At 63.4% G+C, this 21,537-nt stretch carries 23 protein-coding genes; 5 read left to right on the plus strand and 18 right to left on the minus strand.

Annotated elements, in window-relative coordinates:
* Window positions 1–2: 2 nt before the first annotated feature.
* The 8 genes from glpD to DPM35_RS22020 all read right to left on the minus strand — a co-directional run bounded on the left by glpD (window position 3) and on the right by DPM35_RS22020 (window position 8,492).
* Complete coding sequence (glpD, locus tag DPM35_RS21985) at window positions 3–1,529, minus strand: glycerol-3-phosphate dehydrogenase (RefSeq protein ID WP_112129337.1); 1,527 nt, start codon at window positions 1,527–1,529, stop codon at window positions 3–5.
* A gap of 126 nt (window positions 1,530–1,655) precedes the next feature.
* Window positions 1,656–2,423 carry a DeoR/GlpR family DNA-binding transcription regulator gene (locus tag DPM35_RS21990; RefSeq protein WP_112129338.1) on the minus strand — a complete coding sequence of 256 codons (768 nt, stop codon included), beginning with the start codon at window positions 2,421–2,423 and terminating at the stop codon, window positions 1,656–1,658.
* 126 nt (window positions 2,424–2,549) lie between these two features.
* The gene (locus tag DPM35_RS21995) at window positions 2,550–3,962 is read right to left on the minus strand and encodes a pyridoxal phosphate-dependent decarboxylase family protein (RefSeq protein ID WP_112129339.1); all 1,413 of its coding nucleotides are present in this window, start codon (window positions 3,960–3,962) and stop codon (window positions 2,550–2,552) included.
* A gap of 99 nt (window positions 3,963–4,061) precedes the next feature.
* Window positions 4,062–4,793, minus strand: coding sequence for a proteasome-type protease (locus DPM35_RS22000; RefSeq protein ID WP_095818647.1), 732 nt, complete (start codon window positions 4,791–4,793; stop codon window positions 4,062–4,064).
* A 32-nt stretch (window positions 4,794–4,825) separates the two neighbouring features.
* Window positions 4,826–5,620, minus strand: a complete 795-nt coding sequence (locus DPM35_RS22005) for a transglutaminase family protein (protein WP_112129446.1) — start codon at window positions 5,618–5,620, stop codon at window positions 4,826–4,828.
* Between the two features lie 20 nt (window positions 5,621–5,640).
* Window positions 5,641–6,582 (minus strand): alpha-E domain-containing protein, encoded by a 942-nt coding sequence (locus DPM35_RS22010; protein WP_112129340.1) that lies wholly within the window; start codon window positions 6,580–6,582, stop codon window positions 5,641–5,643.
* 91 nt (window positions 6,583–6,673) lie between these two features.
* Window positions 6,674–8,086, minus strand: coding sequence for a circularly permuted type 2 ATP-grasp protein (locus tag DPM35_RS22015; protein ID WP_181592098.1), 1,413 nt, complete (start codon window positions 8,084–8,086; stop codon window positions 6,674–6,676).
* Window positions 8,087–8,255: 169 nt separating this feature from the next.
* Window positions 8,256–8,492: an Lrp/AsnC ligand binding domain-containing protein gene (locus DPM35_RS22020; RefSeq protein ID WP_059185676.1), complete on the minus strand. Its 237-nt coding sequence runs from the start codon at window positions 8,490–8,492 to the stop codon at window positions 8,256–8,258.
* A 211-nt stretch (window positions 8,493–8,703) separates the two neighbouring features.
* Between DPM35_RS22020 and DPM35_RS22025 the strand changes: the two genes are divergently transcribed.
* Entirely contained in the window at window positions 8,704–9,123 is a 420-nt protein-coding gene (locus DPM35_RS22025) for a DUF4864 domain-containing protein (protein ID WP_112129342.1), read from the plus strand.
* Window positions 9,124–9,131: 8 nt separating this feature from the next.
* Here the strand turns inward: DPM35_RS22025 and DPM35_RS22030 are convergent, their stop codons facing one another.
* From DPM35_RS22030 to coaD, 8 genes are read right to left on the minus strand one after another with little or no spacing between them, the layout of a single operon-like run.
* The gene (locus DPM35_RS22030) at window positions 9,132–9,905 is read right to left on the minus strand and encodes an SDR family NAD(P)-dependent oxidoreductase (protein WP_245431602.1); all 774 of its coding nucleotides are present in this window, start codon (window positions 9,903–9,905) and stop codon (window positions 9,132–9,134) included.
* Window positions 9,906–9,921: 16 nt separating this feature from the next.
* A complete protein-coding gene (gene tgt / locus DPM35_RS22035) occupies window positions 9,922–11,052 on the minus strand; it encodes a tRNA guanosine(34) transglycosylase Tgt (RefSeq protein ID WP_112129344.1) in 1,131 nt (376 codons plus the stop codon).
* A complete protein-coding gene (locus DPM35_RS22040; protein WP_112129345.1) occupies window positions 11,045–11,314 on the minus strand; it encodes a hypothetical protein in 270 nt (89 codons plus the stop codon). The genes tgt and DPM35_RS22040 overlap by 8 nt, the downstream gene beginning before the upstream one ends.
* The gene (gene queA, locus DPM35_RS22045; protein WP_112129346.1) at window positions 11,304–12,392 is read right to left on the minus strand and encodes a tRNA preQ1(34) S-adenosylmethionine ribosyltransferase-isomerase QueA; all 1,089 of its coding nucleotides are present in this window, start codon (window positions 12,390–12,392) and stop codon (window positions 11,304–11,306) included. The genes DPM35_RS22040 and queA overlap by 11 nt, the downstream gene beginning before the upstream one ends.
* Window positions 12,392–12,841: a DMT family transporter gene (locus DPM35_RS22050; protein ID WP_112129347.1), complete on the minus strand. Its 450-nt coding sequence runs from the start codon at window positions 12,839–12,841 to the stop codon at window positions 12,392–12,394. The genes queA and DPM35_RS22050 overlap by 1 nt, the downstream gene beginning before the upstream one ends.
* Window positions 12,842–12,851: 10 nt before the next feature.
* Window positions 12,852–13,364, minus strand: coding sequence for a peptidylprolyl isomerase (locus tag DPM35_RS22055; RefSeq protein WP_042642653.1), 513 nt, complete (start codon window positions 13,362–13,364; stop codon window positions 12,852–12,854).
* Between the two features lie 30 nt (window positions 13,365–13,394).
* On the minus strand, window positions 13,395–14,000 hold the full coding sequence (locus DPM35_RS22060) for a peptidylprolyl isomerase (protein WP_112129348.1): 606 nt from the start codon (window positions 13,998–14,000) through the stop codon (window positions 13,395–13,397).
* Between the two features lie 18 nt (window positions 14,001–14,018).
* On the minus strand, window positions 14,019–14,519 hold the full coding sequence (gene coaD, locus DPM35_RS22065) for a pantetheine-phosphate adenylyltransferase (protein WP_112129349.1): 501 nt from the start codon (window positions 14,517–14,519) through the stop codon (window positions 14,019–14,021).
* A gap of 194 nt (window positions 14,520–14,713) precedes the next feature.
* Here coaD and DPM35_RS22070 point away from each other — a divergent pair, with 194 nt between their 5' ends.
* Window positions 14,714–14,866 (plus strand): hypothetical protein, encoded by a 153-nt coding sequence (locus tag DPM35_RS22070; RefSeq protein WP_112129350.1) that lies wholly within the window; start codon window positions 14,714–14,716, stop codon window positions 14,864–14,866.
* Window positions 14,867–14,916: 50 nt separating this feature from the next.
* On the opposite strand, the gene gyrA is transcribed toward DPM35_RS22070, so the two are convergent.
* Window positions 14,917–17,703, minus strand: coding sequence for a DNA gyrase subunit A (gene gyrA, locus DPM35_RS22075; protein WP_112129351.1), 2,787 nt, complete (start codon window positions 17,701–17,703; stop codon window positions 14,917–14,919).
* Window positions 17,704–17,876: 173 nt separating this feature from the next.
* On the opposite strand from gyrA, the gene DPM35_RS22080 reads away from it, so the two are divergent.
* The 3 genes from DPM35_RS22080 (at window position 17,877) to DPM35_RS22090 (ending at window position 21,075) form a co-directional block, all read left to right on the plus strand.
* Entirely contained in the window at window positions 17,877–19,607 is a 1,731-nt protein-coding gene (locus DPM35_RS22080; protein ID WP_181592099.1) for a SulP family inorganic anion transporter, read from the plus strand.
* A complete protein-coding gene (locus tag DPM35_RS22085; RefSeq protein ID WP_112129353.1) occupies window positions 19,604–20,227 on the plus strand; it encodes a ParB-like protein in 624 nt (207 codons plus the stop codon). Before DPM35_RS22080 ends, DPM35_RS22085 begins: the two co-directional genes overlap by 4 nt.
* Before the next feature lie 218 nt (window positions 20,228–20,445).
* Window positions 20,446–21,075, plus strand: coding sequence for a MarC family protein (locus tag DPM35_RS22090; RefSeq protein WP_042642668.1), 630 nt, complete (start codon window positions 20,446–20,448; stop codon window positions 21,073–21,075).
* A 25-nt stretch (window positions 21,076–21,100) separates the two neighbouring features.
* Here the strand turns inward: DPM35_RS22090 and DPM35_RS22095 are convergent, their stop codons facing one another.
* Window positions 21,101–21,526 (minus strand): OsmC family protein, encoded by a 426-nt coding sequence (locus tag DPM35_RS22095; RefSeq protein ID WP_112129354.1) that lies wholly within the window; start codon window positions 21,524–21,526, stop codon window positions 21,101–21,103.
* Window positions 21,527–21,537: the final 11 nt, after the last annotated feature.

A 21,537-nucleotide genomic window follows, 5' to 3' on the forward strand; every position in this document is an offset into this window, starting at 1 on the left:
CGTCATTCCGCCGCCGCGACGTGACGGCTGCTCAGTCCTCGCATGAATTCTTCCAGCGCCGCCGTCTGCTCCCGGCTGAAATGCAGGCCCCGCTTGGTGCGGCGCCACAGCACGTCCTCGGCGGTGACCGCCCATTCGTTCTCGGCGAGATAGCGAACCTCCACCTCGAAAAGATCGGCGCCGAAATTGCGGCCGAGATCGGCATTCGACTTGGCGAGCCCGAGCAGCTTCTGCGCGCGCGTGCCGTAAAGACGGGTGAACCGGCGCGCCAGGCGCTGGTCGAGGAATGGATAGCTGTTCTTCAGCCTGGCGACCTGGGCATCGAAACCCGTCGCGGGAAAATCACCGCCCGGCAGCGGCGCGTCATGCGTCCAAGGCTTGCCGCGCTTGCCGAGAAAGCCCTCGATCTTCTCAAGCATCGATTCCGCCAGCCGGCGGAAAGTCGTGATCTTGCCGCCGAAGGCGTTGACAAGCGGGGCGACACCCTCCCCGCCATCGGCCTTCAGCACATAGTCGCGCGTCGCTTCCTGCGCCTTGGAGGCGCCGTCGTCATAGAGCGGGCGCACCGCCGAATAAGTCCAGACGATGTCGGAGCGCTTGACGGGCTGCGCGAAATATTCGCTTGCCGCGGCGCACAGATAGTCGATCTCGGCGTCGGAGATCTTCACATCGTGCGGGTCGCCGGGATAGTCGCGGTCGGTTGTCCCGATCAGCGTGAATTCTTCCTCGTAGGGAATGGCGAAGATGATGCGGCCATCCTTGTTCTGGAAGAAATAGGCGCGCGGATCGTCGAACTTCTTGGCGACGACGATGTGGCTGCCCTGCACGAGGCGGACATTGTGGACTTCGTTCTGGCCGACGGCTGTCTGCAGAACGTGATCGACCCACGGGCCGGCGGCGTTGACGAGAAGCCGCGCGCGAACCTCGTCTGTGTCACCGGTGAGCACATTCTGCACCTTGATGGTCCAGGTCGGACCGTCGCGGCGCGCGCTGACGACCCTCGTGCGGGTACGGATGATGGCGCCCCGGTCGGCGGCATCACGAGCGTTCAGCACCACCAGGCGAGCGTCATTGACCCAACCATCCGAATATTCGAAAGCCTTGCGGAACAATGGCTTCAGCGGTTTGCCGGCCGGATCCCTCGCCATGTCCAGCGTCTTCGTCGCCGGCAGCAGTTTGCGCCCGCCGATGTGATCGTAAAGGAACAGCCCAAGCCGGATCAGCCAGGCGGGCCTGAGGCCCTTGGCGTAAGGCAGAACGAAGCGCATCGGCCAGATGATGTGCGGCGCGTTCTTCCAAAGAACCTCGCGCTCCATCAGCGCTTCGCGCACCAGCCGGAACTCGTAGAATTCGAGATAGCGGAGCCCGCCATGGATAAGCTTGGTCGAGCCGGATGACGTCCCGCTCGCCAGATCGTTCATCTCGGCAAGATAAACCGAAAAACCGCGGCCAACGGCGTCGCGGGCGATGCCGCAGCCATTGATGCCGCCGCCGATGACGAAAATGTCATGGATCGGGGATGCGTCCACAGGGTCCTCCAACGATTTCGCATTGCACCATTTTTGTGTTTTACGAAACCGTGGCGGAATTATTTCGAACTAAAAGCGAATGTCAAACGAAATTATCATCGCTGCGTGGCGCAGCCGTGATACATGCTATTCGAGCGCCGTTTCGATCAACCGAACTTCGGTCTCCTCGCAGATCCGGCGGATCGAGGGGATATCGCAACGATCGGTGATGAAGGTATTCACCTGCGAAAGGTGACCTATCCGAACCGGCGCCGTGCGCTCGAATTTGGTCCGGTCGGAGACCAGGATGACGTGGCGCGCATTGGCGATGATCGCCTGCGCCACCTTCACCTCGCGGAAATCGAAGTCGAGCAGCGCACCGTCATGGTCGATGGCCGAGGCGCCGATGACGGCGTAGTCGACCTTGAACTGGCGGATGAAATCGACGGCCGCTTCGCCGACAATGCCGCCGTCCGAACCGCGCACCACGCCGCCGGCGATCACCACCTCTATCGTAGGATAAACGCGCATCCTATTGGCAACATTGATGTTATTGGTGATGACCATCAGCCCGTTATGGTCGAGCAGCGCCTTGCTGACGGCCTCGGTGGTGGTGCCGATATTGATGAATAGCGAAGCATTGTCCGGGATCAGCCGCGCCGCCGCGCCGCCGATCGCCTCCTTCTCGTCGGCCGCGATCTTGCGCCGCGCCTCATATTCCATGTTCTCGATGCCGGACGGGAACAGCGCGCCGCCATGGATGCGGGTGAGCAGCCGCTGGTCGCACAGATCGTTGAGGTCCTTGCGGATGGTCTGCGGCGTCACGTTGAAATGCGTAGCCAGATCCTCGACCAGAACCCGGCCGTGGTCTTTCGCCATCTGGATGATCTCGGCGTGGCGTGGCGAAAGAAACATCCGACATTCCTCCATTTTCGTTTTTTCCGTCTATATCGGAAAACGAAAGCGAAGAAAAGGTATAAGCCGGCTAACGAAAATCACCTGATTGCAAAAGGCAAACCAGCGCGGAATGCGTCTGCCGCCTCAGGATAGGCGCCGCGCAATCTCGGTTATGACGTCGAACGCCGCGTCGACATCGGCTGCCGTCGACTCGAACTGCCCCGCCTGAAAGCGGATCGCCACGCGCCCGTCGACCCGCGTTTGCGTGAGGTAAATGCGGCCATCGGTGTTGATGGCGTCGACCAGCCGCAAATTATGCTCGTCCGGATCGGTACCAGAAGGCGCGTTGTGCCGGAACGAGAACAGCGACAGCATCGGCTCGCTGGCGAGCTCGAAATCCGCTTCGCCGGCCAGCCGCGCGGCAAGCCCTTCGCTCCAGGCGACATGATTGCGGATCATGGTGCGCAGGCCTTCGAGGCCGTGGGCACGCAGCAGGAACCAGAGTTTCAGCGCGCGGAAGCGGCGTCCGAGCGGCACCGACCATTCCGAATAGTTGATGATGCCGTCATGGCCGCGGGTCTTCAGGTAATCCGGTTTGATCGCCAGTGTGCGCACCAGGTCTTCCGGCTGGCGCACGAACTGGATCGAACAATCGAACTGCGCGCCGAGCCATTTGTGCGGATTGAAGACAATGGAGTCCGCGCCTTCGACGCCCGCCCAAAAATGCCGGTATTCCGGGCAGATCATCGCCGATCCGGCCCAGGCGGCATCGACATGCAGGTAAAGCCCGTGCCGCTTTGCGACCGTGGCCACCGCGGCGATGTCGTCGGTGCCGCCAATGCTGGTGCCGCCGACACAAGCGATGATACCTGCGGGCAGGAGGCCAGCCTCTCGATCGGCGACGATCGCGGCCTCAAGCGCGGCCGTATCCATGGCGCGAAAGCGTCCTGAGACCGGGATGCGGACGAGGTTCTCCTCGCCGATGCCTGAGACCCAGATAGCGCGGTCGATCGAGGTATGGACCTGGTCGGAGGAATAGACGCGCAGCTTGCCCTGTCCGGCCAGCCCCTTTTTGTTGCCTTGCCAGTCGAGCGCCCGCTCGCGCATGGTGAGCACCGCCGCAAGCGTCGCCGACGAGGCCGAATCCTGGATGACGCCGGAAAAGCCCTCGGGTAGGCCAAGCGCCTGGCGCATCCAGTCGACGATACGCATTTCGAGCTCGGTCGCCGCCGGCGAGGTCTGCCACAGCATGCATTGCGCGGCCATCGCCGAGACCAGATACTCCGCCACGACCGAGACCGGCGCCGCATTGGCAGGGAAATAGGCGAAGAAGCGCGGATGCTGCCAATGCGTCATGCCCGGCACGATCTTGGCTTCGAAATCGGCGAAGATCTTCTCCATCGGTTCGGGCATTTCGGGTGGCGAAGCCTCAATGCTCCTGAAGATCTCGCCCGGCGCGATTGCCGGCCGCACCGGACGGTCGCGCAGGCCGGCGCGGTAATCGACGCCCCAATCGGCCGCTCGCCTCGACCAGTCGCGGAATGTCTCGTTTTCCATCTATCCTCCCGGGCCCAGCCGCAATGCAGCCGGTAGGCCAGCCTCGATATTGATTAACATGTTAAATATCAATGCGCAACCGGCCGCGAAGTGCGGACCCTAGCCGGGGAAGTCCGGCAGGCTGGCAAAGGCCGCCTTCAAGGCGTTCGACCAGCCGTCGGAGATGGTGCGGTAATAGGGATCGTCCTGGGCAATCCGCCTGTTGAGCCCGACCTTGAAGCTATCCTTCTCCAGGAACAGCAGATCGAGCGGCAGCCCGACCGAAAGGTTGGATTTCAGCGTCGAGTCGAACGACACCAGAAGCAGCTTCACCGTTTCGGCCAGGCCCATTGTCCGGTCATAGGCGCGGATGATGATCGGCTTGCCGTATTTCGTCTCGCCGATCTGGAAGAAGGGCGTGTCATCGGTCGATTCGATGAAATTGCCTTCCGGGTAGATCATGAACAGCCTGGGCGGGCTGCCCTTGATCTGGCCGCCCAGGATAAAGGAGGCATTGAAGTAGGAATCCGCCTTGTCGCCGTTCGGCGAGGCATGTTCGATGACTTCCTTGACGGTGTCGCCGACCAGCCGCACCGTCTGGTACATGGACGGCGTCTCGAGCAGCTTGGGATGGCGGTCACCTACTGTCTTGTTGCGTTCGTCGAGCAGGCTGACCACGGCTTGCGTGGTGGCAAGGTTGCCTGCAGACATCAGCACGATGACGCGCTCGCCCGGCTCTTCCCAGATGTGCATTTTCTTGAAGGTCGAGATCGAATCCATGCCGGCATTGGTGCGCGTGTCCGACATGAACACGAGCCCGCGATCGATCTTGAGGCCGACGCAATAAGTCATGATTCTTCTTTAACAGCGAATCTCGTCGGAAATTACTGCTCTACCGTGACGGTGACGGCAAGCTTCTCTTGCGCCTGCCCCAGCAGTATCCCCGACACCGGCGAGGCGTCGCGATAGTCGCGCCCCGTCGCCACCCGCACATAGCGTTCGTCGGGAGAGATACCGTTGGCCGGGTCGAAGGCTACCCATCCGAGCCCCACGACATAGGCCTCGGCCCAGGCATGGCTTGCAGCCTGCTCCACGGCCGCATCCATCATCAGGTAGCCGCTGACATAGCGAGCCGGAAAGCCAAGGGCGACGGCCGCGGCGATGAAGATATGGCTGTGATCCTGGCAAACGCCGGATTTGAGCGCCAGGGCCTCTTCCGCCGGCGTCACGACGCTGGTCGTGCCGGGCTTGTAGGCGACCCGTTCGCGGATAGCGGCCATCAACCCGTGCAGCCGCTCGATCTCGGTGCCGTGCCCGACCGCGCCCGCCAGCTGGCGTATGCCCTCACCCGCGGTGGTGAGCGGTGTCTGCTGCCCGAACAGCCAGAGCGGCGCGAAGCCCTGATGCGGGCCCGTCACGCCAGCCGTGTCATGCGTGGTCACCTCTCCCGCCGCCTCAACGGTGATAGCGCTGTGGCCGCTCTCGGCGCTCACCAGCCGCGTGTCGTTGCCGAAATGATCGGTAAAGCGCACCTCCTCGCGCGCGCCTTCGACCTTGATCGCCCAGGAGCCGACGGTCTGCGTACGTCCGCTCAGGGGCAGCAGGCGCAGCCGCTGCAGCAGATATTGCACCGGCGCATCGTAGCGGTACTCGGTGCGATGGGTGATCTTGAGCCGCATGATGCCCGCCCTCAGCCCGCTCAATAGAACCGGTAATCCTGGGCGATCTCGTCGCCCAGCCTGGTGTTGTCGCGAATGAACTCGGCCAGGAACTCGTGCAGGCCGTGATCGAATATGTCCTTGATCGAGCCCCTCTTGAGCAACGCCTGGATCTTCTCGGCCGTGGCGTGGCAGGCATGACGCTCACCATAGTCGTCGGCGAGGAATTTCAGGTGCTCGCCGAGGAAGCGATAGCAAAAGGTCAGCGAGCGCGGCATGCGCACATTCAGGATCAGATAGTCCGCAATATTCGTCGGCTTGTAGTCGGCCTCATAGACCCAGCGATAGGAGCGATGCGCCGACACCGAGCGCAGGATCGACTCCCACTGGTAGTTGTCCAGCGTCGAGCCGACCCAGGACAGCGAAGGCAGGAGCACATAATATTTCACATCGAGGATGCGCGCCGTGTTGTCGGCGCGCTCGACATAGGTGCCGAGCTGCGAGAAGTCGAAAATCTCGTTGCGCAGCATCGTGCCGTAGAACGAACCGCGGATCAGCGCCGTCTCGCGCTTGATGGCATCGAGCACCGTCGGCAGGTCGCGCTCGTCGATCGGCCTCGCCAGCATGCGCTTCAGCGACATCCACGCTTCGTTGATGCTTTCCCAGGTCTCGCGCGTCAGCGCCGTTCGCACCATGCGGGCATTGTTGCGTGCCGTCTCGATCGACGACATCGTGCTCGACGGGTTCGAAGTGTCGCGCAGCAGGAAGTCGGACACGTTGGCGGCGGTGTAGTCCTGGTATTTCTGCGAGAACGCATAGTCGGAGCCGGCGCTGAGCAGCACCGAATTCCATTCCTCCGACGCGTTCTGCGTGCGCGTCAGCGCCATGCGCAGGCCGGCATCGACGAGACGCGCCATGTTTTCGGCCCGCTCGATATAGCGGTTCATCCAGTAGAGACCGTTTGCGGTGCGGCCCAAAAGCATCTCAGCTTGCTCCGGTGTCGAGCGAGTAGCGAATAGCGAGTAGCGAATAGGGAAGAATACGTTTCATAACTTCTGCGTCCCCCTACCCGCCTCAGTCATCCAACACCCAGGTGTCCTTGGTGCCGCCGCCTTGCGAGGAATTGACCACCAGCGAGCCCTGCTTCAGCGCGACGCGGGTCAAGCCGCCCGGCACGATCTGGATACGATCGGAAACCAGCACATAAGGCCTCAGATCGACATGGCGCGGCGACAGTCCTTTTTCGGTCAGGATCGGGCAAGTCGACAGCGCCAGCGTCGGCTGGGCGATGTAGTTCGACGGCTTCGCCTGCAGCTTCTTGGCGAACTCCTGGCATTCCTTCTTGGTCGCGGCCGGGCCGACCAGCATGCCGTAGCCGCCGGAGCCGTGCACTTCCTTGATCACCAGCTCGCTGATGTGCTCGAGCACATATTTGAGGCTGTCCGGCTCCGAGCAGCGCCAGGTCGGGATATTGCCGAGAATCGCCTTGCGGCCGGTGTAGAACTCGACGATCTCCGGCATGTAGGAATAGATCGCCTTGTCGTCGGCGATGCCGGTGCCCGGCGCATTGGCGATGGTGATGTTGCCGGCGCGGTAGACATCCATGATGCCCGGCACGCCGAGCGCGGAGTCCGGGCGGAAAGTCAGCGGATCGAGGAAAGCGTCGTCGACGCGCCGGTAAAGCACATCGATCTGCTTGTAGCCTTCGGTCGTGCGCATCGCTACGTGGCCGTCGACGACGCGCAGATCCTGCCCTTCGACCAGCTGCACGCCCATCTGGTCGGCGAGGAAGGCGTGCTCGAAATAGGCCGAGTTGTAGGAACCGGGCGTCAGCACGGCGATGGTCGGCGCGCCCTTGGTGCTTTGCGGTCGCACCGCCGCCAGCGACTGGCGCAGGAGCTGCGGATAGTTCTCGACCGGCCGCACCTTGATCTTCTGGAACAGCTCCGGAAAGAGCTGCATCATCGTCTCGCGATTCTCCAGCATGTAGGAGACGCCGGACGGCGTGCGGGCATTGTCCTCCAGCACGTAGAACTCGTTCTCCGATATGCGGACGATGTCGACGCCGATAATATGGGTGTAGACGCCCGCCGGCGGCCTCACCCCGATCATCTCGGGCAGGAAGGCCTCGTTCTTCGCGACAAGCTCCCTCGGCACGCGCCCGGCCCGCAGGATCTCCTGGCGGTGATAGATATCGTCGAGAAAGGCGTTCAGCGCCTGCACGCGCTGCTCGATGCCTTGCGTCAGCCGGCGCCATTCCTGGCCGGAGAGGATGCGCGGCACGATGTCGAAAGGGATCAGCCGTTCGGAAGCTTCCTGCTCGCCATAGACGGCAAAGGTGATGCCGGTCTTGCGGAAGACGCGCTCCGCGTCCTGCATCTTCTGGGTAAGCCTGGCCGGGTCCTGCTCCTTCAGCCAGCGATCGTAAGCCTCATAAGGTCTTCTCAGTCCGGAAACTTCCGGAAGCATTTCGTCAAACGCTGCCAATCGCGTACTCCCCTCTGAGAACCATTTCACTGGCCTAGCCGGAGAAAATCAAGCGCAATCGGTGATTTAAGAAGCGATGAGGGCCGCTCTATGGAAATTGCCTAATTTTAAGGCACGAGCAGCAGGACCGGGTCAGCTCCTGCTTCCAGCCCGGGCATCGCCTGGCCGGTCAGAACGCCCGAAAGGTGACGATGGTGAAGGTGTCCTTGATTCCGGGAAGGATCTGCACCCGCTCATTGACGAAGTGGCCGATATCCTCCTCGTCGTCGACGTAGAATTTGGCGAGTAGGTCGTAATTGCCGGCGGTCGAGTAGATTTCGGAGGCGATCTCGGCGTCGGCAAGCGCGCTGGCGACCTCATAGGCCTTGCCCAGATCGCATTTAATCTGCACGAAAAATGCCTTCATTGCCCGGTCCTGCCGCCTGCATCATGAATAAGCGGCCCTTGTGGCAGACTGCCGCCCGGCTTTCAAGCTTCACGCGCCGAGCAGCTCAAAGAGCACCTGATCCCACCCCCCCGACGCCGAAATGACGAAATCTTCGCAGGTCGGTGAAACCGAGCCCTGCCGCGACGCGTATGTTAGAGTCGTTCGCCAGGCGATTTCCCGGGAGGCAGCCATGCGCCGCGCATTGTTCGCAATAGCTCTTGTTCCGATGTTGATGACCTCGCTTGCCTTCGCCGGAGATGCGGAGGTCAAGGCCGCGCAGACGGTTATCGACAGCCAGCTGAAGGCCTTCATCGCCAATGACGGCGCCGCCGCCTATAGTTTCGCCGCACCGAACGTGAAACAGATCTTTCCGACCGTCGACACCTTCATGAACATGGTGACGAACGGCTACGCGCCGGTGCGAAAGCCCCAATCCTATTCCTTCGGCAGGGCCGAGCAGACGGGCCCTGGTTCAATCGTCCAGCAGGTGCTGATCGTCGGACCCGACGGCAAGGACTACGAGGCGGTCTATACGCTGCAGCAGCAGGCGGACGGCAGTTTCAAGATCACCGGCTGCAGCCTGCGCGCCTCGACTTCAGTGAGCACATAGAGCAGCTTTCAGTAGCGTGCCCTGCCGCCCGACATGTCGAACACCGCCCCTGTGTTGAAACTGACGGCGTCCGAGCAAAGCCAAAGCACCAGCGCCGCGACCTCGTCGACGGCCCCAAGGCGCTTGAGCGGACTGGCACCGATCATGTCGCTGACGACTTCATTGCCAAGCCGCCTGATGAGGTCGGTGTCGATCGGCCCGGGCGCGACACAATTGACGCGGATATCGGTGTCGTTCACTTCGCGCGACAAGGCTTTGGTGAAGGAGATGATGCCCGCGCTCGCCGCGGAGTAGGCGGCCAGCTTGGGTAACCCCTCCTTGCCCGCCAACGACCCCATATTGACGATACGGCCGGTGCCGGCCTTGCGCATCACCGGCAAAACCTGGTGCGTGACCTCGAACGTCCCGATGAGATTGATCCCGATGATGCGCTGCCACTCGGTCGGCTCGAACGCTTCGAAGCTTCGATATGGGCCAAGATAGCCCGCGTTGTTGACGAGAATATCGACCCGGCCGCTCCCGGCGATCACCTCGCTCAGCGCATTTCTGATATCGCCTGCCTTGGTTACATCGACCGTCTGGCTGCAGGTTCCGTCGAGTGGTGCTGGATCGGCATCCCATATCCAGACGTCGCAGCCCGACCGCGCCAGCTGCGTGGCCACGGCCTTGCCGATGCCCCTCGATCCACCGGTCACGATCGCCGTCTTGCCGGCAAAGTCGAATGTCACAGCCATGGCTGATCCCCGAGACGTGACTCTGCTCTCCAGCAGAACGTCCGTCAATCGACAGGACCAACAGCTAGATCGCCGGGATATCGCCCCTGGCCCAGCCTTCCGTGATCCCGGCGGCGCGCGCTTCAAAAGCCTGCGCCTCGATAGCCGCCCGGATGTCCTGCATCAGCTTCTGATAGTAGGACAGGTTGTTCCAGGTCAAAAGCATCGCGCCGAGCGACTCCTGCGAGCGCACCAGGTGATGCAGATAAGCGCGCGAATAGTCGCGCGCCGCCGGGCAGTCGCTCTCCTCGTCGAGCGGCCGCGGATCGTCGGCATGGCGGGCATTCCGGAGATTCACCTTGCCGCGGCGCGTATAGGCAAGGCCGTGGCGGCCGGCGCGCGTCGGCATCACGCAGTCGAACATGTCGATGCCGCGCGCCACCGATTTCAAGATATCGTCCGGCGTGCCGACGCCCATCAGGTAGCGCGGCTTGTCGGCCGGCAGTTCCGGGCAGGTGATGTCGAGCATCTCCAGCATCACCGACTGCGGCTCGCCGACCGCCAGCCCGCCGACGGCATAGCCTTTCAGGTCCATCGCCTTAAGCGCCTGCGCCGAACGCACGCGCATAGGCGCGCTGTCGCCGCCCTGGACGATGCCGAACATCGCCTTGCCCGGCTGGTCGCCGAACGCAATCTTGCAGCGCTCGGCCCAGCGCAGCGACAATTCCATGGCGCGTTCGATCTCCTTGGGCTTGGCCGGAAGCGCGGTGCACTCGTCGAGCTGCATCTGGATGTCGGAATCGAGCAGTCCCTGGATCTCGATCGACCGCTCGGGTGACATTTCGTAAGGCGCGCCGTCGATATGCGAGCGGAAGGTGACGCCCTGTTCGGTCAATTTCCGGAGCTTCGACAGCGACATGACCTGGAAGCCGCCGCTGTCGGTCAGGATCGGATGCGGCCAGCGTGCGAACTCGTGCAGGCCGCCAAGCCTGGCCACGCGCTCGGCGCCGGGCCGCAGCATCAGATGGTAAGTGTTGCCCAATATGATATCGGCGCCGACGCCGCGCACCTGGTCCATATACATGGCCTTGACGGTGCCGCCGGTGCCGACCGGCATGAAGGCCGGCGTGCGGATTTCGCCGCGCGGCATCGAGACAAGACCGCGCCTGGCCTTGCCGTCGCTGGCAAGCACCTTGAAGGAAAAAGTCTCAGCCATTGAATTCCTTGTCGTGCACCGGCGCATCGAACGCCTGCTCGTCGAGCGACTGCCGGTAGCGGATGCAGCCGCGCATGAATTTCGGCCAGGGCGGCACGGCGATCGACGGCTCGGTCTTTTCCGGCAAAAGACCCCAGAGATCGGGGTGATGCCAGCACAGATCATGCCCGGTCGTATCGCGATGCACGCGGATGCCGGCGCGCAGCTTCCTTACTTCCGCGATCAGCGTGTCGCGGTCCATGCCGTCGAGATCATCGTCCATCGCTCGTCTCCGCCCGGTAAAGCAGGCTGGCGTCCCCATAGGAGTAGAACCTGTAGCGGTTCTCGATGGCATGCGCATAGGCCGCACGCATCGTCTCCAGCCCGCTGAAGGCCGAGACCAGCATGAACAGCGTCGAGCGCGGCAGATGGAAATTGGTCATCAGCATATCGGCGGTGCGGAAGCGATAGCCTGGCGTGATGAAGATGTCGGTCGGTCCGGACCAGGGCTCGATCCTGCCGTCCTCACGCGCCGCGCTTTCCAGAAGCCGCAGTGACGTCGTGCCGACACAGATGATTCGCCCTCCTCGCGCCCTGGCCGCGTTGAGCGCCGCCGCCGTCTCGGCACTTACCGAGCCGGTCTCTGCATGCATCTTGTGGTCGGCGGTGTCGTCGGCCTTCACCGGCAGGAAGGTGCCGGCGCCGACATGCAGCGTGACGAAGCGGCGCTCGATGCCCCTGGCGTCGAGCGCGGCAAACAGCTCCGGCGTGAAATGCAGCCCGGCGGTAGGGGCAGCGACTGCGCCCTCTTCCCTGGCGTAGATGGTCTGGTAGTCGGCGCGGTCGCGCTCGTCGTCGTCGCGCTTCGAGGCGATATAAGGCGGCAGCGGAATGTGGCCGACGGCATGCAGCGCCTCGTCGAGAAACGGCCCGGAAAGGTCGAAGCCGAGCAGCGCCTCGCCTGCCTCGCCTTTTTCGATCACCGTCGCGTCGAGCTGGCCGAGGAAGCAGGAATTGCCGTCATGGCCGAAATGGATGCGGTCGCCGGCGGCGATGCGTTTGCCAGGACGCATGAACGCCTGCCAGCGGTCCGGCGCAACCCGCATATGCAGCGTCGCCTCGACCTGCGCCACGGCCTCGCCGCGCTTGCGCATGCCTTTGAGCTGCGCCGGGATGACCTTGGTGTCGTTGAACACCAGCACATCGCCTTCGCGAAGCAGCGACGGCAGATCGCGGACGACGCAATCCTGCAGCGTTTCGCCCGGTTTGACGATCAGCAGCCTGGCGCCGTCACGCGGTTCCGCCGGACGAAGCGCTATGCGCTCCTCCGGCAGGTCGAAGTCGAACATGTCGACACGCATCAGAAAAGCCGGATGAGCAGCGCCCCGGCGAGCAGCATTACCGCGCCGGCGACGCGGCCGAGCGAGATTTCGCGCACCGCCACGCCAAGGAAGCCGGCGCGGTCGATCAACATGCCGGCGAGCAACTGCCCGGCGACCAGGAAGGCCATGAGCGCCGCCGCGCCGATGCGCGGCGTGAGGATGGTCGACAACGTGACATAGAAGCCGCCGAGCATGCCGCCGGCGATGAACAGCCAGGGCGCCGGCGCCTTCCAGTCGAGCGAGATGCCCTGCAGCCTCACCACCGCGAAGGCAATGATGCCGAGCACGATCGCGCCCGACAGGAAGGAGAACGCGGCGGCGGCCACGGGAAGGCCGAGGCCGCGCGCCAGTTGCGAGTTGATCGGCGCCTGGATGGCGATGAAGGCGCCGGACAGGATGCCAAGCAGGGACCAGACTGCGCCCATCATCGTTATTCCCTTACTTGACGTCGGCCGCGACCTTCAGCGACACGATCTTGTCCGGATCTTGCACCGGCTCGCCGCGCTTGATCTTGTCGACATTCTCCATGCCTTCGATGACCTGGCCCCACACCGTGTACTGGCGGTTGAGGAAGGCGGCGTCGTCGAAGCAGATGAAGAACTGCGAATTCGCCGAATTCGGGTTCTGGGCGCGCGCCATCGAGCAAGCGCCGCGGCCATGATTGGCGTTGGAGAACTCGGCCTTGAGGTCCGGCTTGTCGGACCCGCCCATGCCGGCGCGGGACGGCGCATACGTGGGCTTCGAGGAATTGCCGAACTTGACGTCGCCGGTCTGCGCCATGAAACCGTCGATGACGCGGTGGAAGACGACGCCGTCATAGGCGCCCTCACGCGCCAGCTCCTTGATGCGGGCGACGTGGCCGGGGGCCAGTTCGGGATACATTTCGATGACGACCTTGCCCTTGGTCGTTTCCATGATGAGCGCGTTCTCGCGATCCTTGATCTCAGCCATGTCAGAAATCCTTTTTGAAAATTGAGGGGTTTATTTGCTGTCGGCGGCGATGCGAACCTTGATCATGCGGTCCGGGTCGGTGACCGTGCCGTTATCGGCCTCGTCGCCCTTCTTGATCTTGTCGACGAGGTCCATGCCGCTCGCCACCTTGCCGACGATCGTGTACTGGCCATCGAGGTTCGGCGCCGGCGCAAACATGATGAAGAACTGCGAGTTGGCCGAATTCGGGTCCTGCGAACGGGCCATGCCGACCACGCCGCGGGTGAACTGCTCGCTCTGCGAGAATTCGGCCGGCAGGTCGGGCAAATCGGAACCGCCGGTGCCGACGGCTTGCGGGTTGAAGCCCTTCTTCATGTTGCCGAACTTGACGTCGCCGGTCTGCGCCATGAAGCCGTCGATGACGCGGTGGAAGGCGACATTGTCATAGGCTCCGTCGCGCACCAGCTTCTTGATCTGCGCGACATGCTTGGGCGCCAGGTCGGGGCGCAGCGCAATCGTCACGTCGCCATCCTTGAGAGTGATGATCATGGTGTTTTCCTTGTCGGCGGCGACGGCCGGCCCGGATGCTGCAAAAAGGGATGCCGCGAAAAGGCCGGCAAGCACGACGAGGAACGAAGCAAGCTTCTTCAGCTGCATGGGGATCTCCGGGAAAGCCTATTTGGTGAACTTGGCGTTGAGCGCGCCGGCAACGGCCGCCGGCACGAATGGGCGGATGTCGCCGCCCATCGAGGCAATCTGGCGCACGAGTGTGGCGGTAATGGTGCGCACCGACGGGCTGGCGGGGAGAAAGACCGTCTGCAGTTCCGGCGCCATCGTCTCGTTCATGCCGGCCATCTGCATCTCGTAGTCGAGGTCGGTGCCGTCGCGCAGTCCCCGGATGATGATCGAGGCGCCGTGCTTGCGGGCCGCGTCGATGACCAGCCCGTCGAAGGAAACGACCTTGATACGACCGCTATCCTTACCGAATTCAGCCTTGGTCGCGGCCTCGATCAGTTGCACGCGTTCCTCGAAAGAAAACAACGGCTTCTTGCCTGGATGGATGCCGATTGCCGCATAGACGGTGTCGGCCACTGCCAGCGAGGCTTTCAGCACATCGAGATGGCCGTTGGTCAGCGGGTCGAAGGAGCCAGCGTAAAGGGCGGTGCGTTCGGTCATGGCAGGCTTCTAGCGGGCGAGCGTACGGAAGGCAAATCCGATTAATTGCGGGCATCCGTGAACCATTTCGCGGACATGAACGACACATGAATGCGACAATCACGAACGTTTCACGCAGCGTTCACTAGGTTGCCGCTTCAAGAGGTGAAACCAAATCACCATTTCACCCGTTGTAAGCGCAGGAGAACACGCAAATGCTGATCTACATGCTTGCCGCAGCAATGACCATCGTGATGCTCATCGCGACCGCGTTCGGGTTGCACCAGGAAGCGGCGCGGGTGCGCGTCAAGGCCAACACCAAGCGCCTCGATGGTTTCGCCCACCGCAACGTCTACCGTCGCCACTGATCCCAACATGATCGAACCGGCCCAAGGGGCCGGTTGAGCCAGACGAGACCCTATTCGCCCCCGCCCGTATCGTCCGCCCCAGCCTCGTTCGAGGCCACGTCTTCCGCCTCTTCGTCCGACTGCGGCTCCGAAATCCGCTCCACCGAGACCACCTTTTCGCCTTCGGCCGTGTTGAAGATCGTCACGCCCTTGGTGGCGCGGCTGGCGAAGCGTATGCCGTTGACCGGCACCCGGATCACCGTGCCGCCGTCCGAAACCAGCATGATCTGATCGTCATTGCCGACCGGGAAGGTCGCGACCAGGCGGCCGATCTCAGCCGTCTTCGACACGTCGGTGGCGCGGATGCCCTTGCCGCCGCGGCCCGTCAGGCGGAAGTCGTAGGACGACGAGCGCTTGCCGTAGCCGTATTCCGTTACCGTCAGCACGAGCTGCTCATGCGCCTTGAGGAACTCGTAACGCTCCTCGGAAAGCTCGGCTTCCTCGCCGACCTCCTCATTGGTGAGCGCGACCTCCTCTTCCTCGCCCGCGCCGCCGGCGGCAAGCCGGCGCTCGGCCGCCGCACGCTTGAGGTAGGCTGCGCGCTCGGCGGGTGACGCATCGACATGCTCGATGATCGACATCGAGATGATGCGGTCGGTCTCGGCCATGCTTATGCCGCGCACGCCGACGGAATTGCGGCTCTGGAAGACGCGGACGTCGGAGACCGGGAAACGGATGCACTGGCCGGAATTCGCCGTCAGAAGCACGTCGTCATTGTCGGTGCAGGTCTCCACTCCGAGGATCTCGTCGCCCTCTTCCTCCAGCTTCATGGCGATTTTGCCGTTGCGGTTGACCTGGACGAAATCGGACAGCTTGTTGCGGCGCACGGTGCCGCGCGTGGTGGCGAACATCACGTCGAGCTCGCCCCAACTTGTCTCGTCCTCCGGCAGCGGCATGATCGTGGTGATGCGCTCACCCTGCTCGAGCGGCAGCATGTTGATCAGCGCCTTGCCGCGCGATTGCGGGTTGCCGATCGGCAGCCGCCAGACCTTTTCCTTGTAGACGATGCCGCGCGAGGAGAAGAACAGGACCGGCGTATGCGTGTTGGCCACGAACAGCCGGGTGACGAAATCCTCTTCCTTGGTCGACATGCCGGAGCGGCCCTTGCCGCCGCGGCGCTGCGCCCGGTAGAGCGAGAGCGGCACGCGCTTGATGTAGCCGGAATGGCTGACGGTGACGACCATGTCCTCGCGCTGGATCAGGTCCTCGTCTTCCATGTCCGCCCCGCCCTCGGAGAGCTCGGTGCGGCGCGGCGTGCCGAACTCGTCCCGGACCGCGATCAGCTCGTCCTTGACGATCTGCTGGATGCGTGCGCGCGACGACAAAATATCAAGGAAATCAACGATCTCTGCGCCGATCTTGTTCAACTCGTCGGCGATCTCGTCGCGACCGAGCGCGGTCAGGCGCTGCAGGCGCAGGTCGAGAATGGCGCGCGCCTGTTCCTCGGAGAGATTGTAGGTGCCGTCCTCGTTGATGCGATGGCGCGGATCGTCGATCAGCTTGATCAGCGGCGCGACGTCATGCGACGGCCAGCGCCGCTCCATCAACTGCTCGCGCGCCGTCTGCGGATCGGGCGCGGTGCGGATGAGCTTGATCACCTCGTCGATGTTGGCGACGGCGATCGCCAGGCCAACAAGGACATGGGCCCGCTCGCGCGCCTTGCGCAGCAGGTATTTGGTGCGGCGGCTGATCACCTCCTCGCGGAAGCCGACAAAGGCTTTCAGCATGTCGATCAGCGTCATCACTTCCGGCTTGCCGCCGTTCAGCGCCACCATGTTGGCGCCGAACGAGGTCTGCAGCGGCGTGAAGCGGTAAAGCTGGTTGAGGATGACGTCGGCGACGGCCTCGCGCTTCAGTTCGATGACGACCCGGTAGCCTTGGCGGTCGCTCTCGTCGCGGATGTCGGAGATGCCGTCGATGCGCTTCTCGCGCACCAGTTCGGCCATTTTCTCGATCATCGCCGCCTTGTTCACCTGATAGGGGATTTCGGTGACGACGATGGATTCGCGGTCATTGCCGCGCCTTTCGATCTCGACGCGGCCGCGCATGACGATCGAACCGCGGCCGGTGGAATAGGCGCTGTAGATGCCGGAGCGGCCAAGCACGATGCCGCCGGTCGGGAAATCCGGGCCGGGCACGATCTCCATCAGCGCCGGCAGGTCGATGCCCGGGTTGTCGATGATCGCCATCGCCCCGTTGCACACTTCGGCGAGGTTGTGCGGCGGAATGTTGGTGGCCATGCCGACGGCGATGCCGCCCGAACCGTTGACCAGAAGGTTGGGGAAGCGCGCGGGCAGTACCTTCGGCTCTTGTTCAGCGCCGTCGTAATTGTCCTGGAAATCGACCGTTTCCTTGTCGATATCCTCCAGAAGCTCGTGCGCGACCTTGGTGAGCCGCGACTCGGTGTAGCGCATGGCCGCGGGCGGGTCGGCGTCGATGGAGCCGAAATTGCCCTGCCCGTCGATCAGCGGCACGCGCAGCGACCAGTCCTGCGCCATGCGCACCAGCGCGTCGTAGATCGAAGCGTCGCCGTGCGGATGGTATTTACCCATCACGTCACCGACGATGCGCGACGATTTCACATGCTTGCGGTTCCAGTGGTAACCGCCTTCCTGCATGGCGTAGAGGATGCGCCGGTGCACCGGCTTCAGGCCGTCGCGCACGTCGGGCAGCGCGCGGCTGACGATCACGCTCATGGCGTAATCGAGATAGGAGCGCTGCATCTCCTCGATGATCGAAATCGGCTCGATGCCGGTGGGGCCGCCGTCCGGCCCGCGCGGTGTCTTCTGGTCGGTCAAATCAGGTCACAATCCAGTCGGGAATCACTGCATGCTTATATAGGAAGCCTCGCCGAAACTCCAACGTCGGCCAGACTTTTCCAGAGACAATTTTGATGGTAATTTCAAATGGATACCGCTGATTGCGACGATATGGCCACCGTCGTTTTCGCCGTCATGCGGCAAGGTCGGCGATGGATCGGGCAAAAACCGCAAGTGCTGTGAACCTGGCCTCGTGGCTGCCCTTGCGGGCGCTGAGCGGCTGGACGACGAAAGACCTCAACGGCGATCTGGCGGCCGGCGTCACACTGGCCGCGATCGCCATTCCCGAGCAGATGGCGACGGCGCGATTGGGCGGTTTCGCGCCGGAGATCGGCTTTTTCACCTTCGTCGCCGGCTCGGTCGCCTTCGCGCTGGTCGGCGCCAACCGCCAGTTGTCGGCGGGCGCGGATTCGACGATCACGCCTCTGTTCGCCGGCGGCTTGGCGCTGATCGCCACCGCCGGCTCGCTGCATTACCTGGCGCTGGCTGCCATGCTGGCGCTGATGGTGGGGCTGCTGGTGGCGCTCAGCGGCATTTTCCGTCTCGGCTGGATTGCCGATCTCCTGTCCGTGCCGGTCACGACCGGTTTCCTCGCCGGCATTTCCGTCCATATCATCGTCTCGCAACTGCCCTCCTTGCTCGGCCTGCCGGCCGAAAGCGGCGAGACGGTGCGGCGCGCTGGCGAGATCGCCGCCAATCTCCACCTCACCAATCCCTGGAGCCTGGCAATCGGCCTCGGCGTCTTCGCCATCGTCTTCGCCGCCGGACAGGTCAGCGCGCGGATCCCGGCGGCGTTGATCGGCATGGTCCTGGCGACGCTTGGCGTTGTCGCCTTCGACTTGAAGAGCCGGGGCGTCGAGGTGCTCGGCGCCTTGCCGAACGGCTTGCCGGTCCCCGGCATGCCGACCGCCGACTTCCAGGACGCGCGGGCCCTTGTCCCGCTGGCATTGCTGATCGCCATCGTCGTCATGGTGCAGACGGCGGCCACCAGCCGCTCCTTCCCGCCGCGGGATGGCGAAGCGCCCGACGTCAACCGCGATTTCGTCGGCGTCGGCGCGGGCAGCATCCTGGCCGGCCTGTTCGGCGCCTTTGCCGTCAACGCCAGCCCGCCGCGCACGGCCATCGTCTGCCAGACAGGCGGCCGCTCGCAGCTTTCGGGTCTTATCGCGGCGGCCATCGTGCTAGCGCTCGGCGCTTTCGGCGGCACCCTGCTGGCCAATGTGCCGCAGGCGGCCCTTGCCGGCGTGCTGATGTTCGTGGCCCAGCATATCCTGCGCTGGCAGGTATTCGCCAAGGTCTGGCGCCAGGCGAAGATCGAGTTCGCGCTGATCGTGATCACGATGATCGCCATCGTCGTGCTGCCGATCGAAACCGGCGTCGCGATCGGCATCGGCCTGTCGCTGCTGCACGGCATCTGGGGCTCGACGCGCACGGAGCCGATCGAGCTGGCCCAGGTGCCGGGCACTTCGGTCTGGTGGCCCCCGAGCGGTTCCAGCACAGGCGAGCGAGATCCCGGCGTGCTGGTGGTGGCGTTCCAGGCGCCGCTCTCCTTCGTCAACGCCGACCGTTTCAAACGCGGCCTGAGCGACCTGATCGACGCCAGGAGCGAGGATGTGAAGCTGGTGGTGCTGGAGGCCAGCAACATCGTCGAGATCGACTATACGGCCGCCCAGGCGCTGATCGACACCATCCGCCATTGTCGCGACAAAGGCGCGGTCTTTGCTATCGCGCGCATGGAATCGCTGCGCGCCCAGGCCGCGCTCAAGCGGTTCGGCATCGCTGACATCGTCGGCGCTGAGCGCATATTCCACAGCGTCGACGCAGCGATCAAAACACTTGGTCCGGGGAAACCACAGCTCAAGAAACAGGATAGCGTGCCATGATCGACCCCCGAGAGCCCATAGTCACCCCGGTCCCGGTCGAGGAATTGAGGCCGACGCAGATCACCGTTGGCATGCGGGAGGTTGCGCTGAAGCGCCAGATGATCCGGGTGCAGGACGCCAAGAAGAAGACCGGCGTCTTTCTGGGCAGACACATGGTGCCGGTGGTGCTCGGTCCGAAAAACCGCAGCTACGTCACCGATCACCATCATCTCGCCCGCGCCCTGCTCGAGGAAGGCGTCAAGGACGTGCTGGTGGCCGTGATCAGCGACCTGTCCGCGCTCGACAAGGACGCGTTTCTTTTTGTGCTCGACAATCGCGGCTGGATGCACCCCTTCGACGAGAACGGCCGGCGACGCGATTATTCGGCCATTCCAAAAACCATCGGCGAACTGGTCGACGATCCTTACCGGAGCATGGCGGGCGAACTGCGCCGGCAGGGTGGCTTTGCCAAGGACACGACGCCGTTCAGCGAATTCATCTGGGCGGATTTCCTGCGCCGGCGCATCGACAAGGATGCGGTTGCCAAGAACTTCGACAAGGCGATGAAACAGGCGCTGGTTCTGGCCAAAGGCAAGGATGCGGATTACCTGCCCGGCTGGTGCGGGCCGACATCGGATTGACGGAGTATCCGACCAACAACGGCAAACCTCATCAGCTCGATCGGCGGCGTGATGGGCGCCTGGGCTTCCCTCCTCCCGCGCCGGAAAGAGCCGGATCAGGATTCAACGAGACATCGCCCTGATCAAGCCGACTGATTTACCTCCCGCCTGTTTCCACCGCCCGGGCTTTGCTCTACCAATGCAGAGGCTGGGCTTCGCCCGGCGGGAGGGGACCAGCGATGCCGAGTTTCGACAGCCTGTTCAACGCCTTCGTCACCATCTTGGTGACCATCGACCCGCCGGGGCTGGCGCCGCTCTTCCTCGCCGTCACGCGCGGCATGAACCGCGAGGAGCGCCAGCAGGTCTCGGTGCGCGCGTCGGTGATCGGCTTCCTGGTGATGGCGCTGTTTGCGATTGCCGGCGCCTCGATCCTGTCGGTGTTCGGCATAACGCTGCCGGCCTTCCGCGTCGCCGGCGGTTTTCTCTTGTTCTTCATCGCCTTCGAAATGGTGTTTGAGCGCCGCCAGGACCGCAAGGAGAAGATCGGCGACGTCGCCATCACCAAGGACATGATCCACAACATCGCCGCCTTCCCGCTGGCGATCCCGCTGATCGCCGGCCCGGGCGCGATCTCGGCGACGGTGCTTTTGTCGGGACATTTCGAAGGCTTTGCCGCCCAGGCAGCCCTGGTCGGCATCATCTTCCTCTGCCTCGTCATCACCTACCTGGTTTTCGTGCTGTCGGAACGCATCGACCGCATCCTCGGCCAGACCGGCCGCTCGATCCTGACGCGCCTGCTCGGCGTCATCCTGGCAGCCTTGGCGGTGCAGTTCGTGGCCGACGGCGTCAGGGCATTGATGGCAGCTTAAGCTGCTGCGAAGCCCACGTACTGCCCTACTTCACCATCGTCTCGACCACCTCGAAATCATGCGTGAGCGTCGCCGTCTTCGCCATCATCGCGGAGGCCGAGCAATATTTCTCGATCGAAAGGTCGATCGCCCTCTTCACCTTGTCGTGCGAGAGAGCTCGGCCCTTGACGATGAAATGCATGTGGATACGCGTGAACACTTTCGGGTCGGTCTCGGCACGGTCGGCGTCGAGCTCGACCACACAATCCTCGACCGCCTCGCGACCCTTCTCGAGGATGTGCACGACGTCATAGGCAGAGCAGCCGCCGGTGCCTATCAGCACCAGTTCCATCGGGCTCGGTCCAGGCGTCTTGCCGTCCGACCCATGTGCCGTGCCCAGCACCACCTTATGCCCGCTGCCGGACTCGCCGACAAAGGTGCGCTCCTCGACCCATTTGACGCGTGCTTTCACGTTGATCTTCC

The sequence above is a fragment of the Mesorhizobium atlanticum genome (assembly GCF_003289965.1).
Lineage (GTDB): Bacteria > Pseudomonadota > Alphaproteobacteria > Rhizobiales > Rhizobiaceae > Mesorhizobium > Mesorhizobium atlanticum.

Coding starts and splice junctions, on each gene's coding strand:
- DPM35_RS22055 (WP_042642653.1), bottom strand. CDS start 13,364: ATGGCTGAGATCAAGGATCGCGAGAACGCGCTCATCATGGAAACGACC.
- DPM35_RS22010 (WP_112129340.1), bottom strand. CDS start 6,582: ATGCTTTTGGGCCGCACCGCAAACGGTCTCTACTGGATGAACCGCTAT.
- DPM35_RS21995 (WP_112129339.1), bottom strand. CDS start 3,962: ATGGAAAACGAGACATTCCGCGACTGGTCGAGGCGAGCGGCCGATTGG.
- coaD (WP_112129349.1), bottom strand. CDS start 14,519: ATGACCGAACGCACCGCCCTTTACGCTGGCTCCTTCGACCCGCTGACC.
- DPM35_RS22080 (WP_181592099.1), top strand. CDS start 17,877: ATGGATCGGGCAAAAACCGCAAGTGCTGTGAACCTGGCCTCGTGGCTG.
- DPM35_RS22020 (WP_059185676.1), bottom strand. CDS start 8,492: ATGAAGGCATTTTTCGTGCAGATTAAATGCGATCTGGGCAAGGCCTAT.
- tgt (WP_112129344.1), bottom strand. CDS start 11,052: ATGGCTGAGACTTTTTCCTTCAAGGTGCTTGCCAGCGACGGCAAGGCC.
- DPM35_RS22000 (WP_095818647.1), bottom strand. CDS start 4,793: ATGACTTATTGCGTCGGCCTCAAGATCGATCGCGGGCTCGTGTTCATG.
- DPM35_RS22090 (WP_042642668.1), top strand. CDS start 20,446: ATGCCGAGTTTCGACAGCCTGTTCAACGCCTTCGTCACCATCTTGGTG.
- DPM35_RS22025 (WP_112129342.1), top strand. CDS start 8,704: ATGCGCCGCGCATTGTTCGCAATAGCTCTTGTTCCGATGTTGATGACC.
- DPM35_RS22060 (WP_112129348.1), bottom strand. CDS start 14,000: ATGCAGCTGAAGAAGCTTGCTTCGTTCCTCGTCGTGCTTGCCGGCCTT.
- DPM35_RS22040 (WP_112129345.1), bottom strand. CDS start 11,314: ATGGACGATGATCTCGACGGCATGGACCGCGACACGCTGATCGCGGAA.
- DPM35_RS22050 (WP_112129347.1), bottom strand. CDS start 12,841: ATGATGGGCGCAGTCTGGTCCCTGCTTGGCATCCTGTCCGGCGCCTTC.
- DPM35_RS21990 (WP_112129338.1), bottom strand. CDS start 2,423: ATGTTTCTTTCGCCACGCCACGCCGAGATCATCCAGATGGCGAAAGAC.
- DPM35_RS22005 (WP_112129446.1), bottom strand. CDS start 5,620: ATGCGGCTCAAGATCACCCATCGCACCGAGTACCGCTACGATGCGCCG.
- DPM35_RS22085 (WP_112129353.1), top strand. CDS start 19,604: ATGATCGACCCCCGAGAGCCCATAGTCACCCCGGTCCCGGTCGAGGAA.
- DPM35_RS22070 (WP_112129350.1), top strand. CDS start 14,714: ATGCTGATCTACATGCTTGCCGCAGCAATGACCATCGTGATGCTCATC.
- queA (WP_112129346.1), bottom strand. CDS start 12,392: ATGCGTGTCGACATGTTCGACTTCGACCTGCCGGAGGAGCGCATAGCG.